Source organism: Synergistaceae bacterium, from assembly GCA_031267575.1.
Taxonomy (GTDB): Bacteria; Synergistota; Synergistia; order Synergistales; family Aminobacteriaceae; genus JAIRYN01.
The window spans coordinates 41,106-60,185 of sequence record JAIRYN010000031.1; the positions used below are offsets into that span (position 1 = coordinate 41,106).

Annotated in this window: 15 protein-coding genes; 2 read left to right on the forward strand and 13 right to left on the reverse strand. The window is 51.4% G+C overall.

The genetic code is table 11. From position 1 onward, the window contains the following. Positions 1–181: 181 nt before the first annotated feature. The 13 genes from LBJ36_04460 to LBJ36_04520 form a co-directional block, all read right to left on the reverse strand. The gene (locus LBJ36_04460; protein MDR1378284.1) at positions 182–1,372 is read right to left on the reverse strand and encodes a sodium ion-translocating decarboxylase subunit beta; all 1,191 of its coding nucleotides are present in this window, start codon (positions 1,370–1,372) and stop codon (positions 182–184) included. A 31-nt stretch (positions 1,373–1,403) separates the two neighbouring features. Beyond that, a complete protein-coding gene (locus tag LBJ36_04465; protein ID MDR1378285.1) occupies positions 1,404–1,820 on the reverse strand; it encodes a biotin/lipoyl-binding protein in 417 nt (138 codons plus the stop codon). Between the two features lie 158 nt (positions 1,821–1,978). Continuing rightward, positions 1,979–2,392, reverse strand: coding sequence for an OadG family protein (locus LBJ36_04470; GenBank protein MDR1378286.1), 414 nt, complete (start codon positions 2,390–2,392; stop codon positions 1,979–1,981). Between the two features lie 40 nt (positions 2,393–2,432). After that, complete coding sequence (locus tag LBJ36_04475; GenBank protein ID MDR1378287.1) at positions 2,433–3,992, reverse strand: methylmalonyl-CoA carboxyltransferase; 1,560 nt, start codon at positions 3,990–3,992, stop codon at positions 2,433–2,435. Between the two features lie 166 nt (positions 3,993–4,158). Next, positions 4,159–5,547, reverse strand: a complete 1,389-nt coding sequence (locus tag LBJ36_04480) for a purine/pyrimidine permease (protein ID MDR1378288.1) — start codon at positions 5,545–5,547, stop codon at positions 4,159–4,161. Between the two features lie 20 nt (positions 5,548–5,567). Next, positions 5,568–5,717 carry a hypothetical protein gene (locus LBJ36_04485; protein ID MDR1378289.1) on the reverse strand — a complete coding sequence of 50 codons (150 nt, stop codon included), beginning with the start codon at positions 5,715–5,717 and terminating at the stop codon, positions 5,568–5,570. A gap of 37 nt (positions 5,718–5,754) precedes the next feature. Continuing rightward, positions 5,755–6,297, reverse strand: coding sequence for a bifunctional pyr operon transcriptional regulator/uracil phosphoribosyltransferase PyrR (gene pyrR / locus LBJ36_04490; protein MDR1378290.1), 543 nt, complete (start codon positions 6,295–6,297; stop codon positions 5,755–5,757). A gap of 369 nt (positions 6,298–6,666) precedes the next feature. After that, positions 6,667–8,214, reverse strand: a complete 1,548-nt coding sequence (locus LBJ36_04495; protein MDR1378291.1) for a hypothetical protein — start codon at positions 8,212–8,214, stop codon at positions 6,667–6,669. Beyond that, positions 8,211–9,242, reverse strand: coding sequence for a haloacid dehalogenase-like hydrolase (locus LBJ36_04500; GenBank protein ID MDR1378292.1), 1,032 nt, complete (start codon positions 9,240–9,242; stop codon positions 8,211–8,213). The genes LBJ36_04495 and LBJ36_04500 overlap by 4 nt, the downstream gene beginning before the upstream one ends. Next, positions 9,239–10,096: a UbiA prenyltransferase family protein gene (locus LBJ36_04505; protein ID MDR1378293.1), complete on the reverse strand. Its 858-nt coding sequence runs from the start codon at positions 10,094–10,096 to the stop codon at positions 9,239–9,241. Before LBJ36_04505 ends, LBJ36_04500 begins: the two co-directional genes overlap by 4 nt. Positions 10,097–10,107: 11 nt before the next feature. Next, on the reverse strand, positions 10,108–10,452 hold the full coding sequence (locus LBJ36_04510; GenBank protein MDR1378294.1) for a hypothetical protein: 345 nt from the start codon (positions 10,450–10,452) through the stop codon (positions 10,108–10,110). Positions 10,453–10,908: 456 nt separating this feature from the next. Further along, positions 10,909–15,372, reverse strand: coding sequence for a hypothetical protein (locus LBJ36_04515; protein MDR1378295.1), 4,464 nt, complete (start codon positions 15,370–15,372; stop codon positions 10,909–10,911). Positions 15,373–15,456: 84 nt separating this feature from the next. Beyond that, positions 15,457–17,340, reverse strand: coding sequence for a hypothetical protein (locus LBJ36_04520; GenBank protein ID MDR1378296.1), 1,884 nt, complete (start codon positions 17,338–17,340; stop codon positions 15,457–15,459). Between the two features lie 199 nt (positions 17,341–17,539). Here LBJ36_04520 and LBJ36_04525 point away from each other — a divergent pair, with 199 nt between their 5' ends. Together LBJ36_04525 and LBJ36_04530 are read left to right on the forward strand one after the other, a co-directional pair. Further along, complete coding sequence (locus LBJ36_04525; GenBank protein MDR1378297.1) at positions 17,540–18,574, forward strand: dipeptidase; 1,035 nt, start codon at positions 17,540–17,542, stop codon at positions 18,572–18,574. Continuing rightward, the gene (locus tag LBJ36_04530; protein ID MDR1378298.1) at positions 18,558–19,022 is read left to right on the forward strand and encodes a DUF1850 domain-containing protein; all 465 of its coding nucleotides are present in this window, start codon (positions 18,558–18,560) and stop codon (positions 19,020–19,022) included. The genes LBJ36_04525 and LBJ36_04530 overlap by 17 nt, the downstream gene beginning before the upstream one ends. Positions 19,023–19,080: the final 58 nt, after the last annotated feature.

Below are 19,080 nucleotides of genomic sequence, written 5' to 3' on the forward strand. Positions count from 1 at the left end.
CAATATCATGTTCTTTGTATTCCGTGGAAATGAGTAGACAATGAGTAGACAATGAGTAGACTTTACACTCTAGAAAGAATAACGAAAACACGAAAAAGGCCCACGCTTTCTTTTTGAGAATAGAGCGGGCCTTGAAGCTAAAATATGAAAAGGTAAAACAAAAAGTTTTTCTCTGTCCGGTTTACCCGTTCATCGTCAAAAGCGTCAGCAAAACTCCCGCCGCCACTGCCGTACCAATAACCCCGGCCACGTTGGGACCCATAGCGTGCATCAAAAGGTAGTTCCCAGGGTTCTCTGACTGAGAGACTTTTTGAACCACGCGCGCCGCCATGGGCACTGCGGAAACCCCCGCCGAACCGATCATGGGGTTGATTCGCCTGCCGCTTAAGACCTTCATGAACTGACCGAAAATCACTCCGCCTATCGTGCTGAAAATAAAGGCTATAAGTCCTAGTAAGATAATTTTAAGCGTTTCCGGTTTCAGAAACTGCTCCGCGCCCATCGTGCTTCCCACCGCCAAGCCCAGAAACACCGTGGTGATGTTCAGTATTTCGTTTTGGGCCGCCTGGCTCAAGCGTTCAGTGGCTCCGCACTCTCGCAGCAGGTTGCCGAACATCAGCATACCCACCAGAGGAACGCAAGCGGGCAAAACCAACCCCGACACGATCGTGCAGATGATGGGGAAAAGAACTCTCTCCTTTTTGGAGACGGGACGCAATTGCGCCATGCGAATGGCTCGGTCGGCCTTTGAAGTAAACAGTTTGATGAAAGGCGGCTGGATCAACGGCACCAAGGACATGTAACTATAGGCCGCCACCGCGATAGCCGGCAGGATCTGCGACTGCCCCAACTTCATCGTCAAGTATATGCTGGTGGGGCCATCCGCTCCTCCGATGATGCCGATACTCGCCGCCTCCTTCAGGTTGAAGCCCAGTAAGTTGGCTCCGATGAACGCAACAAAGACCCCCAACTGAGCGGCAGCTCCCAGCAGGAACGTGATTGGGTTAGCCAGCAGCGGGCCGAAATCCGTCAACGCCCCAATACCCAAAAAGATGATGATCGGATAAATCTCATGCTGCGCCCCGTAATACACGTAGCGCAAAAAACCGGAGCTAGTACCCGCAATTACGTTCGCCTCATCAAGAATACCAGATAGGGGCAAGTTGACCAACAACGCGCCAAAAGCGATCGGCACCAGCAGCAAAGGCTCGAATCCTTTTCCAATGGCCAGATAAAGCAATAAGCACGCCACACATACCATTATAAAATACCCTGGTAGCAGAACTCCAAAAAACTCCGTGTTCTGTTTGAATAATTCCGAAAACCCGGAGGCGTTTGCCAGATCGTGAAGCGATTTCAAATACATTTCCATTTCGACGGCACCTTCGCTGAATTTTCTAAAGCTAACCGAGAACGATCAAGACGTCTCCGGTGTTGACAGAGTCGCCGCTTCTGACGCGAACCTCCTTGATTGTCCCCGCCGATGGGGCAAAAATTTCGTTTTCCATCTTCATGGCTTCCAGCATCAGGACCAAGTCTCCATTCTTCACGGAGTCGCCCACAGCAACCTTCACATCCAAAACTTTACCAGGCATGGGGGCCTCAATGGTCGCGGCGCCGGCTGGCACGGGTGCGGCGGAAGGAGCCGCGGGCGCGACGGGTGCCGGGGCGGCGGGTGTTGGGGCAGCCGCAACAACGGGAGCCGCAGGAATCGACACGATAGCGGGAGCCGGCGACGGAATAAAAGCGCCTCCGCCCAACTCCTCGACCTCAACCATATACGCCGTACCGTCAACCGTCACTTTATATTTCAAACCCATAACCTCAATACCCCTTTCCCACAATAGTAATATAATGTAATGCAATTTTATAGTGTCATGATTTATAGCGAATAGCTCAAAACGTTTTTGTTTCAGTCATCATTCAGTTATCTTTCAGTTATCTTTCAGTCATCCTTCAGTCATCCTTCAGTCATCCTTCAACGCTTCCAAGAGGGTTCGAGACCCCGATTGACGGAATCTACCACCGCCGCCGCGCGCCACGTGCTGTTCACTCCGGTAGAAAAAGGCCGGGCGCTCTCTATAGGGGTAATTCTCAAAACCCGACCCATCCCCTGAGTAGCTGCCAAAATCGCCGCCGTAATGGCCGCCACGTGCTGTACTTTCACGTTGATCACGGCACTAGGACTGACGGGGGGAATCTCCACCGCCTTGACCGCCGGCGCGGTCGTAACCGCGGAAGCGGAAGGGAGAGGGGGAGCTTTGGGCGTTTCCTCGCCCGTCAACAGTCGCATGGCGTAAATCACGAACGTCAAGCCACCCAACACGATAAAAACAATCGAAAAAGCGATAAGACTATAGGTGACCGCAGTCTCAAAATTTGTCATATTCATATGACTTTACCCCTTTTTTTCCTACTTTTTTTCTACTTTTTTAATGAGGAATCACGCCGTGCTTTTTGCTCGGACGCCTCACCTTTTTGGTGTTGATGCCGTCAAGAGCGAGCCACAGCTCCCTGCGCGTCTCCTCGGGCAGGATCACACGGTCCACAAAGCCCCGCTCGGCAGCGACATAAGGCGTAGCGAAAGCGGCGCGGTACTCGTCTATCTTTTCCAGGCGCGTCGCCGCGGGATCAGCAGCCGCGTCGATTTCCTTCTTGAACACGATGTTGGCCGCGCCATCGGCCCCCATGACAGCAATCTCGGACTGAGGCCACGCCAAAACCACGTCGGCGCCCAGTGACTTTCCGCACATAGCAAGATTCGCGCCGCCATAGGACTTGCGCAGGATCACGGTAACCAGAGGCACCGTGGCCTCGCTGTAAGCATAGAGCAACTTGGCGCCGTGGCGAATAATGCCGCCCAATTCCTGAGTGACGCCCGGAAGGTAGCCGGGAACGTCCACAAAGGTCACGATCGGTAAGTTGAAGGCGTCACAGTGACGGATGAAGCGGCTCGCTTTGTCGGAGGCGTCAATATCCAAACAACCCGCCATGACCTTCGCCTGGTTGGCGATGATACCGATGGGACGTCCTCCTATGCGGCCGTAACCCGTGAGAATATTCTGAGCCCACGACGGCTGCACCTCGGTAAAAACTCCCTCATCCAACACCAGCTTTAAAACATCGTGGACATCGTAACTCTTGTTAGGATTCGTCGGAACGATATTGCGAAGGGCCAAGTCCATGCGATTCACACTGTCCCCCGTCTCCGTCGTCGGGGCATCGTCCAAATTGTTGGAGGGTAGGTAAGAAAGCACCTTGCGCACCTGAGCGAAACACTCTTCCTCGGTGGCGGCGCTGAAATGAGCGTTACCGCTCTTCATATTATGGGTTTTCGCCCCGCCCAGTTCCTCGCTGGTCACCTCTTCGCCCGTGACGGCTTTGATAACCGCCGGACCCGTGATATGCATGACGCTGGTTCCCTGCACCATAAACACGAAGTCCGTTAGAGCCGGGCTGTAGACCGCTCCGCCCGCCGTTGGGCCCATGATAACCGAGATCTGCGGAATAACGCCGCTGGCCAAGGTATTGCGGAAGAAAATCTTACCGTAGCCGTTCAGGGAATCCACGGCCTCTTGGATGCGGGCCCCACCGGAGTCGTTGATGCCGATCGCGGGACAGCCCATTTCCATAGCCATATCTAAGACCTTGCAGATTTTATCGGCGTGTTTTTCTCCCAAAGACCCGCCCAAAACCGTGAAGTCTTGGCTAAAGACGAAAACCTTGCGGCCATTGATCGTTCCCCATCCGGTGATCACGCCATCCCCTAGAGGTTTTGTCTTTTCCAGGCCGAAGTTCGTGCACCTATGGGTGACAAGTTCGTCAATTTCCACAAAACTTCCTGAATCCAGAAGTTGGGTGATGCGTTCTCTTGCTGTTCCTTTCCCCTTTTCTTTCTGCTTGGCGATCGCTTTTTCACCGCCACCCGCAAAGGCTGAGGCTCGTTTCGCCTTCAGCTCTTCGCATAGTTCCTCAATACCGCGAATTCCCATAACTGAAAAGCTCCCCCTTTAGGGCCGGCTTTCATATGCCGGTCAGATAATTTCGGCAAGTTCCCGATTTCGATTTTTTGACATCGCGCTTTTATCTTAACCGCAAAAACACACATAGTTTAGAGTAGCATATTTTAAGAATAGAAGATAGCGTTATTTTTCAGTATTATTTCTTAATGCCACGCTCTTCGTCGGTGCCGGGGACGAGAGAATCACAGAGCGCGGCGCAGATTCCTGCCACGGCCATGGGGGTTTTCAGAATAGCCCAGGCCATGCTGCCCAAGGTGGAAAGAAATTTTCCGTAAGCTGGGTCCGTAAAGGTTTTTTGCACAGCTTCCTGCCCCACCCAATTGGGTAAACCCATTGCCATCAAAAAAGCGAAGCCCACGATGAGGATGTTTCTCTGGCTGCCCAGGTCCGCGCGGGTCAATACCTGAATCCCTAGGGCCCCGATCGTCCCGAAAAGCGCGATGTACGCCCCACCAATGACGGGAGCGGGCATGGTGGCCACAAGAGCGCCGAACTTTCCCAATAGGCTCATGCCAATGAGCAACACCGCCCCCGTGCGGACGACGTTGCGGGATGCCATACCTGTGAGGCCGATCAGGCCGATGTTCTCGGTGTAGGATGTGGTGCCGACGGACCCCAGCAAACCCGACAGGGCGCAGTTCATTCCCTCGGCCCCGATGCCCCGGCTGATCGTCGCGGGCGCGGGGTCCTCCAGATCTGCGACGTAAGAGCAGGAATGGTAATCCCCGATTGACTCGATCATGACGGCGAAAAAACCCGCCAGCATTGCGCTGATCGCCAGCAAACTGAACTTGGGAACGCCCCAGGGAATGACAATCTCCGTGCGCCAGACAGGAGCGTTCAACACGGTCTGAAAGTCGATGAAAATAGGGTGTCCTGCCTCCACCCAACCAGCTTGGGATGCCCCAACGCAGGTCAGATAGGCCACGAGAATGGCGGACAGCACGGCGAAAATATTGAGGATTTTGCTTTTCGACACCAAGCTGAAGATAAAAATCAACACTACCACCAGAAGAGAAACCGGCCAAAATTTCGACGCGTTGTCCACGGCTGTTGGCGCCAGAGAAAATCCGATAGCCATGATGGTGGGGCCAATGACCACCGGTGTGATGACCTTGCGGATGACTCCCACGAGTCCCGTGTAACCCAAAAGAGCCAGAATGAGCCCGCCCACGATCAAGCCGCCCCCCACGTACTGCATGACGGTTTCTGGACCGGCTGCCCCATAGGCTCCGATGACCGTCATGATCGGCGGAATGAAACTGAAACTGGAACCCTGCACGATGGGTAGCCCCGTGCCTAGCTTAGGGTGCGTCTGAATCAACGTCGCGATTCCCATGCCGAAATATACGCATCCGATGAACTTGGCGAGCTGTTCCGGATTCATGCCCATCGCCGGGCCGAAAATTAAGGGCACCAACGTGGTCGCCCCGAAAAGCGTCAAAACGTGTTGCGCCCCCGCCAATATCATGATCGGGAAAGGCGGCGTGTCGTTTACCCCATACACTACTTGTCTCTTTGCCATAATCGTTCCTCCTGTATTTTTTATTTTCTGCTGCCGGGTTTGATGATAGGCAAACCGCGCCGGCAGAGAGGGCAGGCGTCGGCCTCCCAAGACTCCACGCTCATAGCGGCCAGAGGGTGAAAGGGAACGCCGAAATCCACAGCCCCGGAGCGGTCCATCACGGACCCCACACCCCGATCACCTCCAGCGCGGTTCCTTCAAGTTTCGTTATCCCTCCAGATCCATTAGCAAGACCTCATCGGGTTCGTCGAAAGGGGCGATGCGAACGGCGATCAGTTCACTGCGAGAGGTGGGGACGTTTTTCCCCACAAAATCGGCGCGGATAGGAAGCTCCCGGTGTCCTCGATCCAGCAGAACCGCCAGTTGGATAGAGCGGGGACGTCCACCGTCCATCAGGGCGTCCAGAGCGGCCCTGGCCGTGCGCCCCGTGAAGAGCACATCGTCCACCAGGACCACCGTCAGCCCCGTAACGCTGAAAGGAATGTTTGTGCCGTTCAAGACGGGGTGTTCGTTCATCAGGGAGAGATCGTCCCGGTAAAAGGTGATGTCCAAGACCCCCACCGGCACTTTCACTCCTTCGACTTTCTCGATGTTCTCGGCCAGCAACCGAGCCAGAGGAACGCCTCTGCGCTGGATACCGATCAAGGCCACGTCCGTCACACCCTTGTTTTTCTCGATGACCTCGTGAGCGATGCGCGAAACAGCGCGCTCCATAGCGCGGGCGTCCATAATTTTCGCCTTTTCTTTCACATGCAGCCCTCCTTAATTCAATAAAAAACCTTAATTCAATAAAAAGCCTAAAGTTAGAATAGTGAAAAGCATAAACCTTGACCTAATCATTGATTTCATCATTGATCCCATCATTGCCCACAATAAAAGGCGTGCCCGCCGTCCTTTGCAAGTCGACAGGGCACGCCTTAATTCGCGTTTATGCCACGTGTTTAATCGCCTTACCAGCCTCTCTGGACTGGACTTAAAGGACACGTTTCAAATTTATTCAATATCAAACCGGTTAAACCTCAGTTAAACCAGAGGGAAGTATAACACTCTCTTTCCCCTTTGTCCATAACTTGCCTGTGATCACATAAAAATAATCTTTCCAACGCATTACGGATCATTCTATTTTTGATACAGATAGAACTCGTCTGTATGCAGAACAACGAGAGCTAAATCATAGTCGCCGCTATCAACAGCGTTTTGTGCTTCGCTCTGCGCGTGGGCGAGCAATTCGTCATCGGTCATTTCCACATATGAGGGCAAAGTGTCTTTATTACCCTTGTACTCAAATTCGTCGTTTGTTAAATTTATGCGTGTGCATTTTGCGTCATAACCAAAAATGCAAACCATATCACGGCCAAAGTCAAATATTTGTTGTATCGTACGCAATCTAAATGGATAGGAGGAAACTTTAGATCTGTTACTATTCAAATTGAAAACCTTATAGGTTGAAACCTCTTTACTGTGGTCATATCGCGCTTCAATAGCTTCAATTGCGTTTTTCTGTCTTACTCCTGTTTGAATACCTTGATACATTGATCCTGCACCGGATATTATAGAGCTTATGACAAAACTACTCACGCAGACTCTCAATGCTTTACCCTCGGTTTTATTCAGAAGATAGGCAAAGGCGATATTCGCGAAAAACACTATGCAATTTTGACTCCAAATCGAACCCCCTGGCAAAGCAATTAATGTTGGTGTAAAAACAATTATCGACTGTAGTACAATTAGCAAAAGCACTATTGCGCTCTTGTTTTTGTCTTTAACAAGTTTAACAAATACTGATAACGATAATAAAAGTATTGGGATAGACAATAGAACACAAGCGCTTGTAAATACGACCTCTATTGTCAGTATTTTGCTTCTGATAATCGTTATGATTGACGTCTGGTCTATTTGCGTATATGAGAACCCTAATCTCCGTGCGATTCCTATGACGTAGCTTGTTATCGGATCGTTTCTCATTCCGTAAATCCATAACTGCTCAGACTGGATAATTGGCGATAAATAGTAGGCCAACGCACAGATGAATCCGGGAACATAAAATTTCGCAAGCGTTTTTATTTCCGATTTTGTGTTGAAATCGCCGTCATTCAAGTTCTTAATAAATCCAAATAACGGAATAATAGCGAAATAAACAATCCCTGCTTCTTTGGCGCATAACGCCAGTGTGCACGACACAAAATAAACGATGAATTTCTTGGCGATGCTCTTTGCGTTTGCAAACAGATAAATACCTATCGCTCCGAACATCAAACTTCCAGTCTGATTGAAGCAATCGTAGTTGATGACAGTCACGATTGTGTTTCCGCCAATTAGAAATAGCAGAGCAAACGCGAGAGCAATTTTGGCTCTTATGTCGAGTATTTCTCTCGCGATTTTATATAGGAATACCGCGCCCACAGTATGAGTGAACACAATTAAGACGCGGTTAAGCCACGGAAACGTTTCAGGGTGCGCCTGATTGAATAAACCAATCAGAATATCGAAAAATCTGCGATATTGAGCAATACGATAACCCGATTGAATTGTCGGCGAGGTTAAGTAATGCCAGTCATCGGCAATCGGGACGATCAGCATAGTCAAGAAGAACAGCGCCAATCCGCCCACGGCAATCAGCAAGATGTTCTTGTCATTTTCCTTGTCATTTTCCTTGCGTTTAATCATTTGAAAATTCCCCTTTGTTTAGGTTGTTTTAGGTTGTTATTGTTATGTTTTCCAAACGCAAACCACTTTGTCAGCACGAACGTCAGCGGTACAGACAAACACGCGGCGAGAGCATATACGAAAATGTTATTCCACCCCAACAAGTTAATGCACACGCCAACGAACCCCACCAAAATACATAGGCTCGGTGTATACGATACGCAAAATCGCCCGAACTGCGTGAACGATAGTTGTTTTAACGCAAGTCTATATGTCAGCAGACCGCTCAACACATACGCCGGAATCAACCCTACAGCATAGCCGATAAAATATGCGATGGTTGGATCAATAATTAATGACGAGAAAGCCGAAACAGTAATCGCCGTTATTGATCCAATCACGCCGCAAAACACGAATGAAATAAATTTGCGCGAGAAGTAGGTGCGCTTGACCTTGCTCGCGAAGCTCGGTTTGTACTCGCCCCATGGGATTATCCGCCTTCCCTTTACTAAGAACGCGGATTTTGCGAGTGCGGCCATTGGCTCGTCTGACAACGTGTCGGAGTAAAACCGTGCGACGACAACGTCTGGAAACATCGCGCGGAAACGGTTGACCTTTTCCGCGCCGTGGCAGTTCGTGCCGAGCCATTCCCCGGTTCGCGGACTTGCGCGTGAGGCAATCAGAGTAACGCCCCACTCATCGCAGAGCGGTCGGAGCAGAAACTCCGGAGAAGCGGATATAATTACTTCGCCCGCTTTGCGCTCGTCAAGCGTTTTGTGCTCGTCAAGATAAAATGTTTTGATTTTCTTCCTGTGTGTATACCAAAACTCGCGCACGGTTTGCTCCGTATCGGCGAGCGACTTCACGCATGCGAAGAACTTCGACTTGAATTGTTCTTTGCTGTAAAACCCCAAGCTATACAGCACGGTCGCGAGTATCAACGCGAGAAAATACACCGACTTAACGGGCTTGTTTTTCAGACAGTATCGCCAAAAATCAAGGGAACTGTCACCGTCGTAGATAGTGCCGTCGAAATCGTAAACGTTCACATAAACCTCCCCGCGTAGAGTAAGCCGACAGTCAGTAGAGCGTACAAGCCACTTGCGGCGAGTAGGGTCTTATCCTCGAATATCACCGTGGTCGGGTCTCCGTGGGAATCGTCATCGTGAACGAGCAATAAATACTTGCACACGATAAAAATCACGACAGGCACGGTGTAAATCATATTCAGTCCCCGCGCCATAGCCCACAACGAGTAAAACACAACCATTAACCCGGCGCAAACGAACATCATTCCGTTGAGAAAACGCAAATCGTACTGCTCCAAGGCGTGTCTTGTAAGCGAACCCTCCATTTTCATCATTTCACCGCGCCGCTTACCGAACGCCATAAACAGCGACATCGCAATGACGGTCAAAAACAGCCAGTTCGATACCTTGTCGCCGATCGCAGCGCTTCCCGCGTACACCCGCAACACAAATCCTGCTGCTATGCAAAAGCAATCAATAATCGCTAAGTGTTTTAGGCGTATCGTGTACGCGACATTGATAGCGAGGTAAGCCGCCGCGATCACCGCAGTCGGCAGGTTGACGAACAACGCAAGCGTCAAACCTGAAATAAGCAACAGAGCACAAAATACGGCGGCACCCGATTTCGGTATCGCGCCGGAGGCAATCGGGCGGCGGCATTTGATTGGATGCTCCGCGTCTTGCTCCGCATCCAGTAAGTCGTTAAAAGTATAGACTGTCGACGATGTCAAACAAAACGCCACAAACGCCAAACCGCACATCGCGAGTTTTGGTAAGTTCGTCAGTTCAAGCGAGAATACAAGCGGCATGAACACGAATACATTTTTCAGCCAGCTTTTGGGGCGAAGCTGTTTTATGTATGCAATTACAGGCATAATCGTATCCTTTACTCAACAGGATTTTGGAGTTTACTCCAAAAGCGCGCGCCTTTTGATAGTCGCTTACCCCCTGCTAAAAACAGCACAATGACCCATAATTCGTAATGACTCAGAGCTTGATGAATGACTTGATGAATGACTTGATGAATAAATGGAGACGCGCGTAAAAAAGGCGGCGCGCCCATCAAATAGAGGACAGAATCGCCGTTATCGGCGTATAGAGTTTGATTGCCAATGGTATCGGAAAACGTCGCGCCGCAAACGGGCACGAAAAAACTATAAAAAGAGAAAAAATTCTCCTTTGGAGGAGTCATTAAAGAATAATCTGGCATCTGGCATCTGGCATCTGGCATCTGGCAAAATTATATAGGCCCATTACTAAATTTACAAGAGTAAAACGCACAAAAACAAGGAAATCAATGTGATTAACCTTCATTATCTCATGCCTCTCTTCTCGCTCATGAGGTGAAAGCGTCTTTCCAATGTAATCTTTCTGCCTATCAGCTTTTTTGTTTGTTGCTGTCAGTAAACTATTGACTAACCCTGAGTAGTTGGCGTAATTCTATGTGTGTTAACCAGAAAGTTGACACCCCCATCCGCGAGATGAGGTCGAAAAATCTCCATAAATCCTTTCAGTGTAAGGGATAGAGCGTTTCCTTTTTTTCGCCAAATGGTGAAAGATAAAAAATCGCTGTTCCCTTAAACAACGTAGAATGACGCGGATTTTTAGAAAGTATCTCGCGGATTGAGGTGACATCATTGTTCCATAAGCAATATTACTTCAATATTACTTCAATATTATTTCAATATTATTTCAACAACGTTTCCACTTTGAGAATAAACGTCGCGACCTCGGAATTCGCGTGGAAATTTAGGCTTTCTTTGTAACGGGCCAAGGCTTCCTCGTACTTTTGGGCCTTATAAAGAGCATTGGCTTCCTGCACCAGCGTGTTGGCTTTTTCCATGTTATCCAAAGTGGTCTCCAATTGATTCGCAAAATCCAGCAATTTTGGGCTCTGGCTGAGTTTGTAGCTTTCTTTATATCTTTGTAGCGCCTCTCTGTATTTCTTTTGCTTATAGAGCTCGTTACCCTCTTTGAAAAGGGCGTCCGCCTGCACCAGGTCGCGCGTGTCCCCTTGGTCAGAAGACGTGTTTTCGTCTGGAGAGGGTTCTTCCGGCAAATCCCCGTTTTCCGACAGGGGCGTCTCCGCCACAACCGGAGCCAACATAAGTTCCAGCTTCCGAATGGTCTCCTGCAGAGCCTTGTCGTTTGGGGCGTCTGCTTGGGCAAGCCGATAACGTTGCAGGGCCTCAACAGACTGCTTTTGTTTGACGAGAGCGTCACCCTCCTTGATCAAGGCATCGGCGCGCCTTTTGGCCTCCGCATCCTCGGCCTTTTTCACGTAGGATGCCGCAGTGTCATTGTGGGCGTAGGTCAGGCTTTCTTTGTATTTCGCCAGAGCCTCGACGTTTTTTTTCTGCTTGATGAGGGCCTCGGCATCTTTGCGCAGTTGAGAGGCCCTTGCCTCGGCTATGCGATCTTCTTCCTTCTTGATCAGAGCGGCCAGCTCGTCGTCGTACCAGACGCGCAGACTTGCCTTGTATTTCACCAGGGCCTCAGTGGTTTTTTTGTCTTTCATGAGGGCGTCACCCTCGCCTCGCAGCCTAGATGCCTCCACCCGCGCGACCCTTTCCCTGTCCGCCCACTCTCGCAGTGTATCCATGTAAGCCGTCAGGTAGGGGTCAGCGTGAAGCGTCAAGCTGCGGGTGAAATACTCTAGGGCCTCGCTGTAGTGTTTTCTGTCCACCAAGGTGTAGCCTTTTTCTCGAAGGTCGCGAGCTTTTGCGATCTGCGCTTTCTCCTCCGCGATCTCTTGGGTCAGGCGCAGGATATCTTTGCTGACCGCGTCGTTTTCCGTCAACAGGAAACTGTCTTGAAAGCGAAGTAACGCCTCCACTTTCGAGCCTTGCGCCAAAAGGGCGTCTCCCTCGGCACGCAGGTTTTCCGCCAGAATGACATTCCTGCGCCTGCGGGTCCAGGCCTCCGACAGGTCATATCGAATGTCTTTGTTTTTCTCGTTAGACCAGAGTCTTTCGGCCTCTCCGATTTTCGCCTCGGCCTCCTCGACTTGTCCGCCAGCCAGGAGGAGAGAACTCTCCGACAAAAGGCGAGCGGCCTGCTCCATTTTCCCCACGTCTCCCTTCATTTGGCTCAGGCCGGAAGAGATGTCGGGATCGAGTGGATCCAAAGAAGATGCCTCCGTCGCCTTATCTATGGCCTGAAGACGCCTGCCCTCGCTCCAAAAATCTTTGGCCTCCGTCCATCTCTCCCATGCTTGGAAGCGCTTGAAATCCCGGGCGATTTCGCTTTTATCAACAGCTACCAGAAAGTCGATTTGACCGTTGCCCAAAATGATCCCACGAGAATCTTTGACCATGACGTTGACCCTGCTCATCCCCGGTGAAGGTCTTCGCAGCACCACGCCGCTGTCGAGAGACGCCACCAAAATGGAATCCGGATCTGCGCTCCAGAAGTAAGAAACAGCGCCTTCCGCCAGAGGGATGACCTCTGCTTGAATTTCCATATCCGTGCCTGTCGAGAACTCGTTGGCTTCCTCCAAGCGCTTCAGAGTCGTATTCCAGAGTTTTGCTGTCCGGGCTTTCTCGTTGACGGTTAGCCTCACGTAACGGGGTTCCGCCACAAGGGATAAGGTCCGCGTCGCCAATTCCCGCTCTTTTCCCGCTTGCAACACGGTCAGCGCGACTGTCACGGGCTGACCGTCCGCCGGGTAAAAACCATAAGCGTGCCCCTGGCCGACAGGCGCGTTATCTTTTACGTTACCCGACACCTTCCAACGATAGGTCAACCCCTCGTCCACGGTCCAAGCGCCACCCTCAATCCGAACGGTGGTTCGCTCCCCTAGATAAGGGATAAGAGGGAGAGCTTTCAGCTCCAGAGGTTGGGGCAACAACGTCTCGATCCAGTTTTTTTCGATGATTTTCTTCTGGACCTCGGTCAGTAGTTTTTCAGCTTCGGGCATCCGTTTGAGAGTGATAGACGACTGTAATTTTTCCTTCGCCTCTTCGAACTTCGACTCTCTATCCAAGACCACAGCTTCTTTGTAAAGATCGGCGGCCCGTTCTTCCGCGTCGCGAGTTTCTCGAAGAAGCTCCTGAAGGGTTCGAATCATCTGGGCGACTTCTTCGTTGTGCCAAAGGTTTTCACTTTCGCGAAAAAGGTCTAGTGCCTTTTCTGGGTGAGACTCCTGCCGCGCCTGAGCCGCCAATTCCGCGGCCCGTGCGATTTTGCTGTTGCGGGCTCCTAGCGTGTTTTCCAAACGTTTGACGGTCGAGGCGATATCTCCCGCCTCCAGTTCGTCCAGAGGAAGATCCTTGACCGTCAGCCCATTGGCGGAAAGCAAAGCCTCACCCCTTCGCGCGCTTTCTAATGCCCCGTCCAGGTTTCCCCCTTTTTCGAGTTTAGTGGCTTGAGCGTAGTGGGCCTGAGCTTCCAGAGCTAGCTTCTTTTTCGTTTCGATGCGCTTGGTAAGTTCTCCGATCTTTCTCTCGGCGTCTCCAGTTCTGCGGATATCTTGGGCGCGGCGATATTTATTCAATGCCTCCTCCAGGCGTCCACTCTCCTCCAGAAGCGCACCTTCCTTGAAGGCAAAAGTGGCTTGCGCGACATCGTCGTCGATACGGGCGATATGGGATGTTACGCGCTCAATGGATCGTTCGAAAGAACTATCCCGCCATACGTCCAGGGCTTGGTGATATTTACTCAATGCCTCTCTTAAAATTTTAGGATCTCCCTGGTCTTGCAAGCCCCGAGCCTCTAAAACCGACGCTGCCTCAGACAGCCGCGCGCTCTCGTTTTGCCAGCGAAGCTGGTCCATGATTTTCCCCTGAATCCGCTTCACGTCGGCGGCAATAGTGGGAAGCTCCCATATTTCTCTGGACTCAATCATCTTCGTAAGGGCATCATCCAGATTCTCCTGGGCTTCAAGCATCACGCCCACCTCTCGAACCGCTTCCGCGACCTCCTTTTTACGCTGTATGGCCTTCTGCAGAGCTTCCACATCGGTTTGAGCGGCGCGAACTTGAGGATTGAAACGAAGGCGCAGGCTTTCTTTGTACTTTTCCAGAGCGCCTTCCAGATCCCCAGCCTTCTCTAGGCGCTCCGCTTCTTTGACGAGGGTTGCCGCGCTATCCTCCACGGCCTGCGCTTGTTCCAAAAGCGTCTCGATCTCCGTGATGTTTTTTTCTATGGAGGCATGAGCGTAGAATGCCCGAGCCTGCCGGTATTGCGTCAGGGCTTCCTCTAACTTGCCGTCGCGCCACAGGGACGCCGCCAGGGATGCCAGCTCTAAAGCGTGAAAATAGTTGTCTCGGACCTGTTTAAACCGTTCGAGTTCGCTGCGCAGCACGTCATCTTTCACGCCCCCGTTCAACAATTCCTCGGCAGCCTGTCTGGCTTGGACGAAGGCGCTTTCGATCTCTCCCTTTTCACGCAACGCGAGGGCGTTTCTCCAGCGTTCCCAGCCTCGGACCAATTGGCGGCTTCGCTCCAGCATCGCGTAGGAGATATCCACGTTGAAACCGTATATCGCCTGTCCCAAAGTTACGTTGTTCCTATCCGACACGATGACGGTGACCTCCGCCCGTCCCGGCGTTTCCCGGTAAACGAGACAGTGATTTCCTACTTCCGACGTCAGAATGGTCCCCTCGTTGGAAGTCCACTGGTATCGAAGTTCTTTCTGTGGAACTGGTTCCAAAACGACATCCAGGGCGACTTTCGATTTAACCATTCTGCCCCGTCTTTCCATCATGGATTTTGTCGCCTCGTCCCATAACTGAACCGTCTCCTCTGGAGTCAGATTATTCACGGTAAGCGAATGACGCTGAGGCGTGATGGTGAGGGCGGCAGTTCCCAAGTCACTTCCTCCGAGCCTGTCCCAAAAGCTGGCGGAAAGTGTCGCTGGTTCCACTCCCATCTCGTAGGTCACGGTATTACTACTTTCCACTCGGAAATCGCTCACTCCTCCCTGCCACTCCCAGCGAATGCCATATTGCGTTTCGTCGAATTTTCCCCCAGGAGAAAAATTCGACGAAAAATTCTCGGTGCGTATCCTCACCGTTTCGCCAGGATAGGGCATATCCGGAGACGCCACCAGAGAAAAACGCAACGGTTCGAAGTCGGGGGAGGCGGCGATAACAACTGAAGCGCGCAAAAACAAAAAAAGCGCAAGGCAACATACAATGATTTTTTTCATGACTTTCGGATTCCTTTCAGACACAATACACAACCGGCCGAAATCCCATTGCCGCTCAGGAGAATGTCTTCAACGGATTTCGCTTCACAAGTCGGCGTTTAACATATTGGTTTCTATGAGTTTCGTAAAACTTTCCACCTCGGGGTTGAAATGGATGACGAGGCTTTCTTTGTACTTTTCCAGCGCCTCGAAATAGTTGCCTTCGTTGTAGAGATTGTTGGCCTCCTTAATCAGAACGTTGGCCTGTAGAACGGATTCGTACTCTTTGAGCGAGGTTTCGACGATGCTGATCCAATCTGCTAGTCTCTGGTTTTGGGAAATGGTGTAGCTCTTGTGGTAAACGTCTAAGGACTCCCGATATTTGCCTTTTTTATAGAGGGTATGTCCCTCCTGCAAGAGGCGCGTGGCGTCAGTCTGGGTTCCTATGCCAAAGTCCTCCGCGGACCGCACCGCCTGTAAAGGCACATCCGTGACGGTCTTCTCCAGGAGCGCGATACGATTTTCCAAGTTGGGATCTGGCCACAAAGCTTGACTTTCCCTGTAGCGCAACAACGCTTTAGCGTTGTTGTCCTTTTTTTCCAAGTCAGAGGCTTCTTTACGCAACACCGCTGCGCGATTCCTGCGTTCTTTGATGGTTTCGCCCAGTTCGGCGGTGTGAGCCTCCAGCTCCGAGTTGCTCTCCAGTTTCAGGCTTTCCCTGTATTTTGCCAATGCCTCCAACAGTTGCCCGGACGTCTCCAAATCGCGCCCTTCATTCGCGAAAGCATTGGCCTGAGCGATGGATGCCAGGCGTTTTTCGATGCGTTCGGCCCGTTGCGACACGGCTTCGTTGCTTTGCAGAATCAAAGTGTCCTTATAGTATTTCAGGGCGTCTTCAAAAAAACCTTCTTGGTCATAAGCCGCCGCCGTGTCCTTCAACCACTCCGCTTGCTGATGGACGAGGCGTGCTTTGTCCACCTCCGCCTCCAGATACTTGATGATGGTCTCCGTTTCCGCCAAGGCCCACGCGGCGTAAGCGCGTCGATAGATTTTCAAAGCCTCCACGAGTTTCTGTTCGTTTTGCAGGGCGACGGCATCCGCGGTGAGTTTACGGGATCTCTTCACGCGGGCGTAGTTGCCGCTCATCATTTTGAGTCCTTCCGCGATTTCAAGGGTTTTCGGGTCTTTATCCGCGGCCTCCACGGCGTTTTTCATGGCTTCGTCGAAGTTCTTCGCGTCCCACAGGCTCAAGGCTTCAAGCCATTGGTTCCACGCGTTTTTCTGTTGGATCGATTCCTCGACCCTTGTCCGAGAAATAGGAACGCTGACGTTTTTACTTCCGCGCCCCAAGACAATGCCTTTGGCATCCGCCACCACCACCGAAAGCTCTGCGTCTCCAATCTCATTGCGGGCGATTGTGACCTGACGCTCGTTTTCTCCACTGCGTATAGAGGTAGCGGCGTCCGTGCTCCACCGAGTCCGGATCTCCTTCGCGTAATCGGGAACAAGCCGCAAATCGAACATCACGGGTTCTCCCGCGATCAGGCCATCGGCGCCCACCTCTTTTTTTGAGTTGGCATCCCACAGCATAAAAGGAGCCGGTTCGATCATGAGAATATCCACAACAAATTCCTTCGGAGTCAAAGACACATCCGCCGACGTCAAGACCCGCCCCTCGGTGTCCAGTGCCGTAACGGAGGCGAAGATCGGCTCCGTGTCGAAGGGCGTGAAACGACATTCCAACCCTCCCTTGCAAAGAAGAATAGGTTTTACGTTGCCCTCGAAAGACCACTCAAATATAGCGTTCGACGCTTTAGTCGCATTTCCGCTCAACGAGAGCACCACCTCGCAACCGATGTAGGCTTCTTCCTTTTGCTCTATACGAAACGTCTCCGCTCCCTCCGCCGAAACGTCCATCGCAAAGAAGAAGGCCGTTGCGCACACAATGCTCAACAACGACGCGCTTTTGAACCCTTGTTCGTACTTCAAAGCGATTCCTCCCACCTCAGTCGATTGACTTGAGACTATTCCGTAGAAGATTTTACGCTATTTCGGAAAGAAAATCCATTTCGTGTCAAAGGGTCTCGGCGTACAAAAGATGGTGTTCCAGAGAAGAGATGGTATACTTACATAATTATCTCAGAATTTGTTTTGAAAGTTTCGACTTGCGTAAGGATGTGGTGTACTCGTGCGACCCATTATTGTCGATGCCCATTACGATCTTCTATGCGATGTCTTCCGCCTGAGAAAAAAAGGGGAGCGAAAGGTCATTGAGCGTTTCTATCTGGAAGACCTGAAAACCTCTGGGGTCAACGTGGTGATATGCTCGCTCTTCGTTCACGACCAATACCTGCCGGAGATGGCTTTGAGGCACGCTCTGGACCAAATCGGGATGTTCCACCGCGAAATGGAGGAATCCGAGGGACTTTTCGCCCTGTGTCGTAACGCCGCAGAAGTCAGAAAAACGGTGGAAGAAGGACGGGCGGCGTTCCTGCTTTCCTTTGAAGGAGTTGAGCCCCTGGGGAACGACCTCCTTTTACTGAGACCTTTCTACGAGCTAGGTGTGCGCTTTGTGGGTTTGACTTGGAGCCGACGTAACTACGCGGCGGACGGCTGTCATTTCTGGCCTATTCCCGAGGGGACACCAGGGGGACTCACGGCTTTCGGGGTGCAATTGTTGAAAGAAGCGGAACAATTGGGAATGGTATTGGACGTCAGCCACTTGAACGACGCGGGATTCGCGGACGTTCTCGCGCTCTCTCAAAAGCCCTTCATCGCCTCCCACTCCAATTGCCGATCCCTCGCCAACGTCACGCGGAACCTCACCGACCCTCAGATCAAAGAATTGGCTTTCCGAGGCGGCGTCATGGGCCTCAACAATATGATCCATTTTGTTTATCCCAGCGAAGATTTCGACGAAAGAATATTCTACGCCAAGGAATCGGAACCGCCGCTAGCGCATATTCCAGAGGGCAAACCGCTTTACGAAGGGTTTTTCGACCATATCCACCATGTGGTTGACCTGGTGGGGCCTGATCACATCGGGTTTGGTTTTGACCTGTGCGAGTTCGATAGACCGGAGGAGAAGCGGAACATGAGCGTCTTCCCCTCTTATAGGCACGTAGCCCCTTTTATTGAGCGCCTCGACCAAGAGTTTCCGAAAAACGTGGTGGAGAAAATCTGTGGCGGCAATTGGATGAGAATCCTTGAGACCCTACACTAAAATTGTCTATGTCGCTATGCTGTTTCTAGCAGTGGCGTTTATTCTCTCTATTCCTGTTCGGCGCGTCGAATTGCGCGACAGGGCGGGAACGACGGTGTTGTCTTTTCCTCTTTATTTGGGGGAAACCTTTTCTATGGAGTACATTCACTCCGTGCAACTGTGTCCTGTGGTGGACGAATACTACGTCGTGGGAGATGCTTTGTGGCTCTGGGAAGAACGGACTCAATCCACCAACGCAGGCCTCCCGACGGAAGCTCCACATCTGGGGAGGTTCATTTACGATCCCCCTTGGTATCGGTACATAGGGAGACGGCGGCCTTTTAACGATATTCGCCTGAGAGTTGGTGACGTCCGAGTGGGACGCAACGTTCTGACTTTGCCGACAGGTCGGCGTGTGGAGCTTTTCGAGCATTTTGCGGGGGCGCTTTTAACGCTGTGTTTACGATGATTTAGGGAGGTGGGCCGATGAAGGCGGAATTGACGATATGAGTCTAGAGTCTGGTAGA

Bases quoted from the DNA above. Each gene is read 5' to 3' on its own strand.
- LBJ36_04475 (MDR1378287.1), bottom strand. From the start codon at position 3,992: ATGGGAATTCGCGGTATTGAGGAACTATGCGAAGAGCTGAAGGCGAAA.
- LBJ36_04515 (MDR1378295.1), bottom strand. From the start codon at position 15,372: ATGAAAAAAATCATTGTATGTTGCCTTGCGCTTTTTTTGTTTTTGCGC.
- LBJ36_04470 (MDR1378286.1), bottom strand. From the start codon at position 2,392: ATGAATATGACAAATTTTGAGACTGCGGTCACCTATAGTCTTATCGCT.
- LBJ36_04505 (MDR1378293.1), bottom strand. From the start codon at position 10,096: ATGCCTGTAATTGCATACATAAAACAGCTTCGCCCCAAAAGCTGGCTG.
- LBJ36_04460 (MDR1378284.1), bottom strand. From the start codon at position 1,372: ATGGAAATGTATTTGAAATCGCTTCACGATCTGGCAAACGCCTCCGGG.
- LBJ36_04495 (MDR1378291.1), bottom strand. From the start codon at position 8,214: ATGATTAAACGCAAGGAAAATGACAAGGAAAATGACAAGAACATCTTG.
- LBJ36_04480 (MDR1378288.1), bottom strand. From the start codon at position 5,547: ATGGCAAAGAGACAAGTAGTGTATGGGGTAAACGACACGCCGCCTTTC.
- LBJ36_04465 (MDR1378285.1), bottom strand. From the start codon at position 1,820: ATGGGTTTGAAATATAAAGTGACGGTTGACGGTACGGCGTATATGGTT.
- LBJ36_04510 (MDR1378294.1), bottom strand. From the start codon at position 10,452: ATGCCAGATGCCAGATGCCAGATGCCAGATTATTCTTTAATGACTCCT.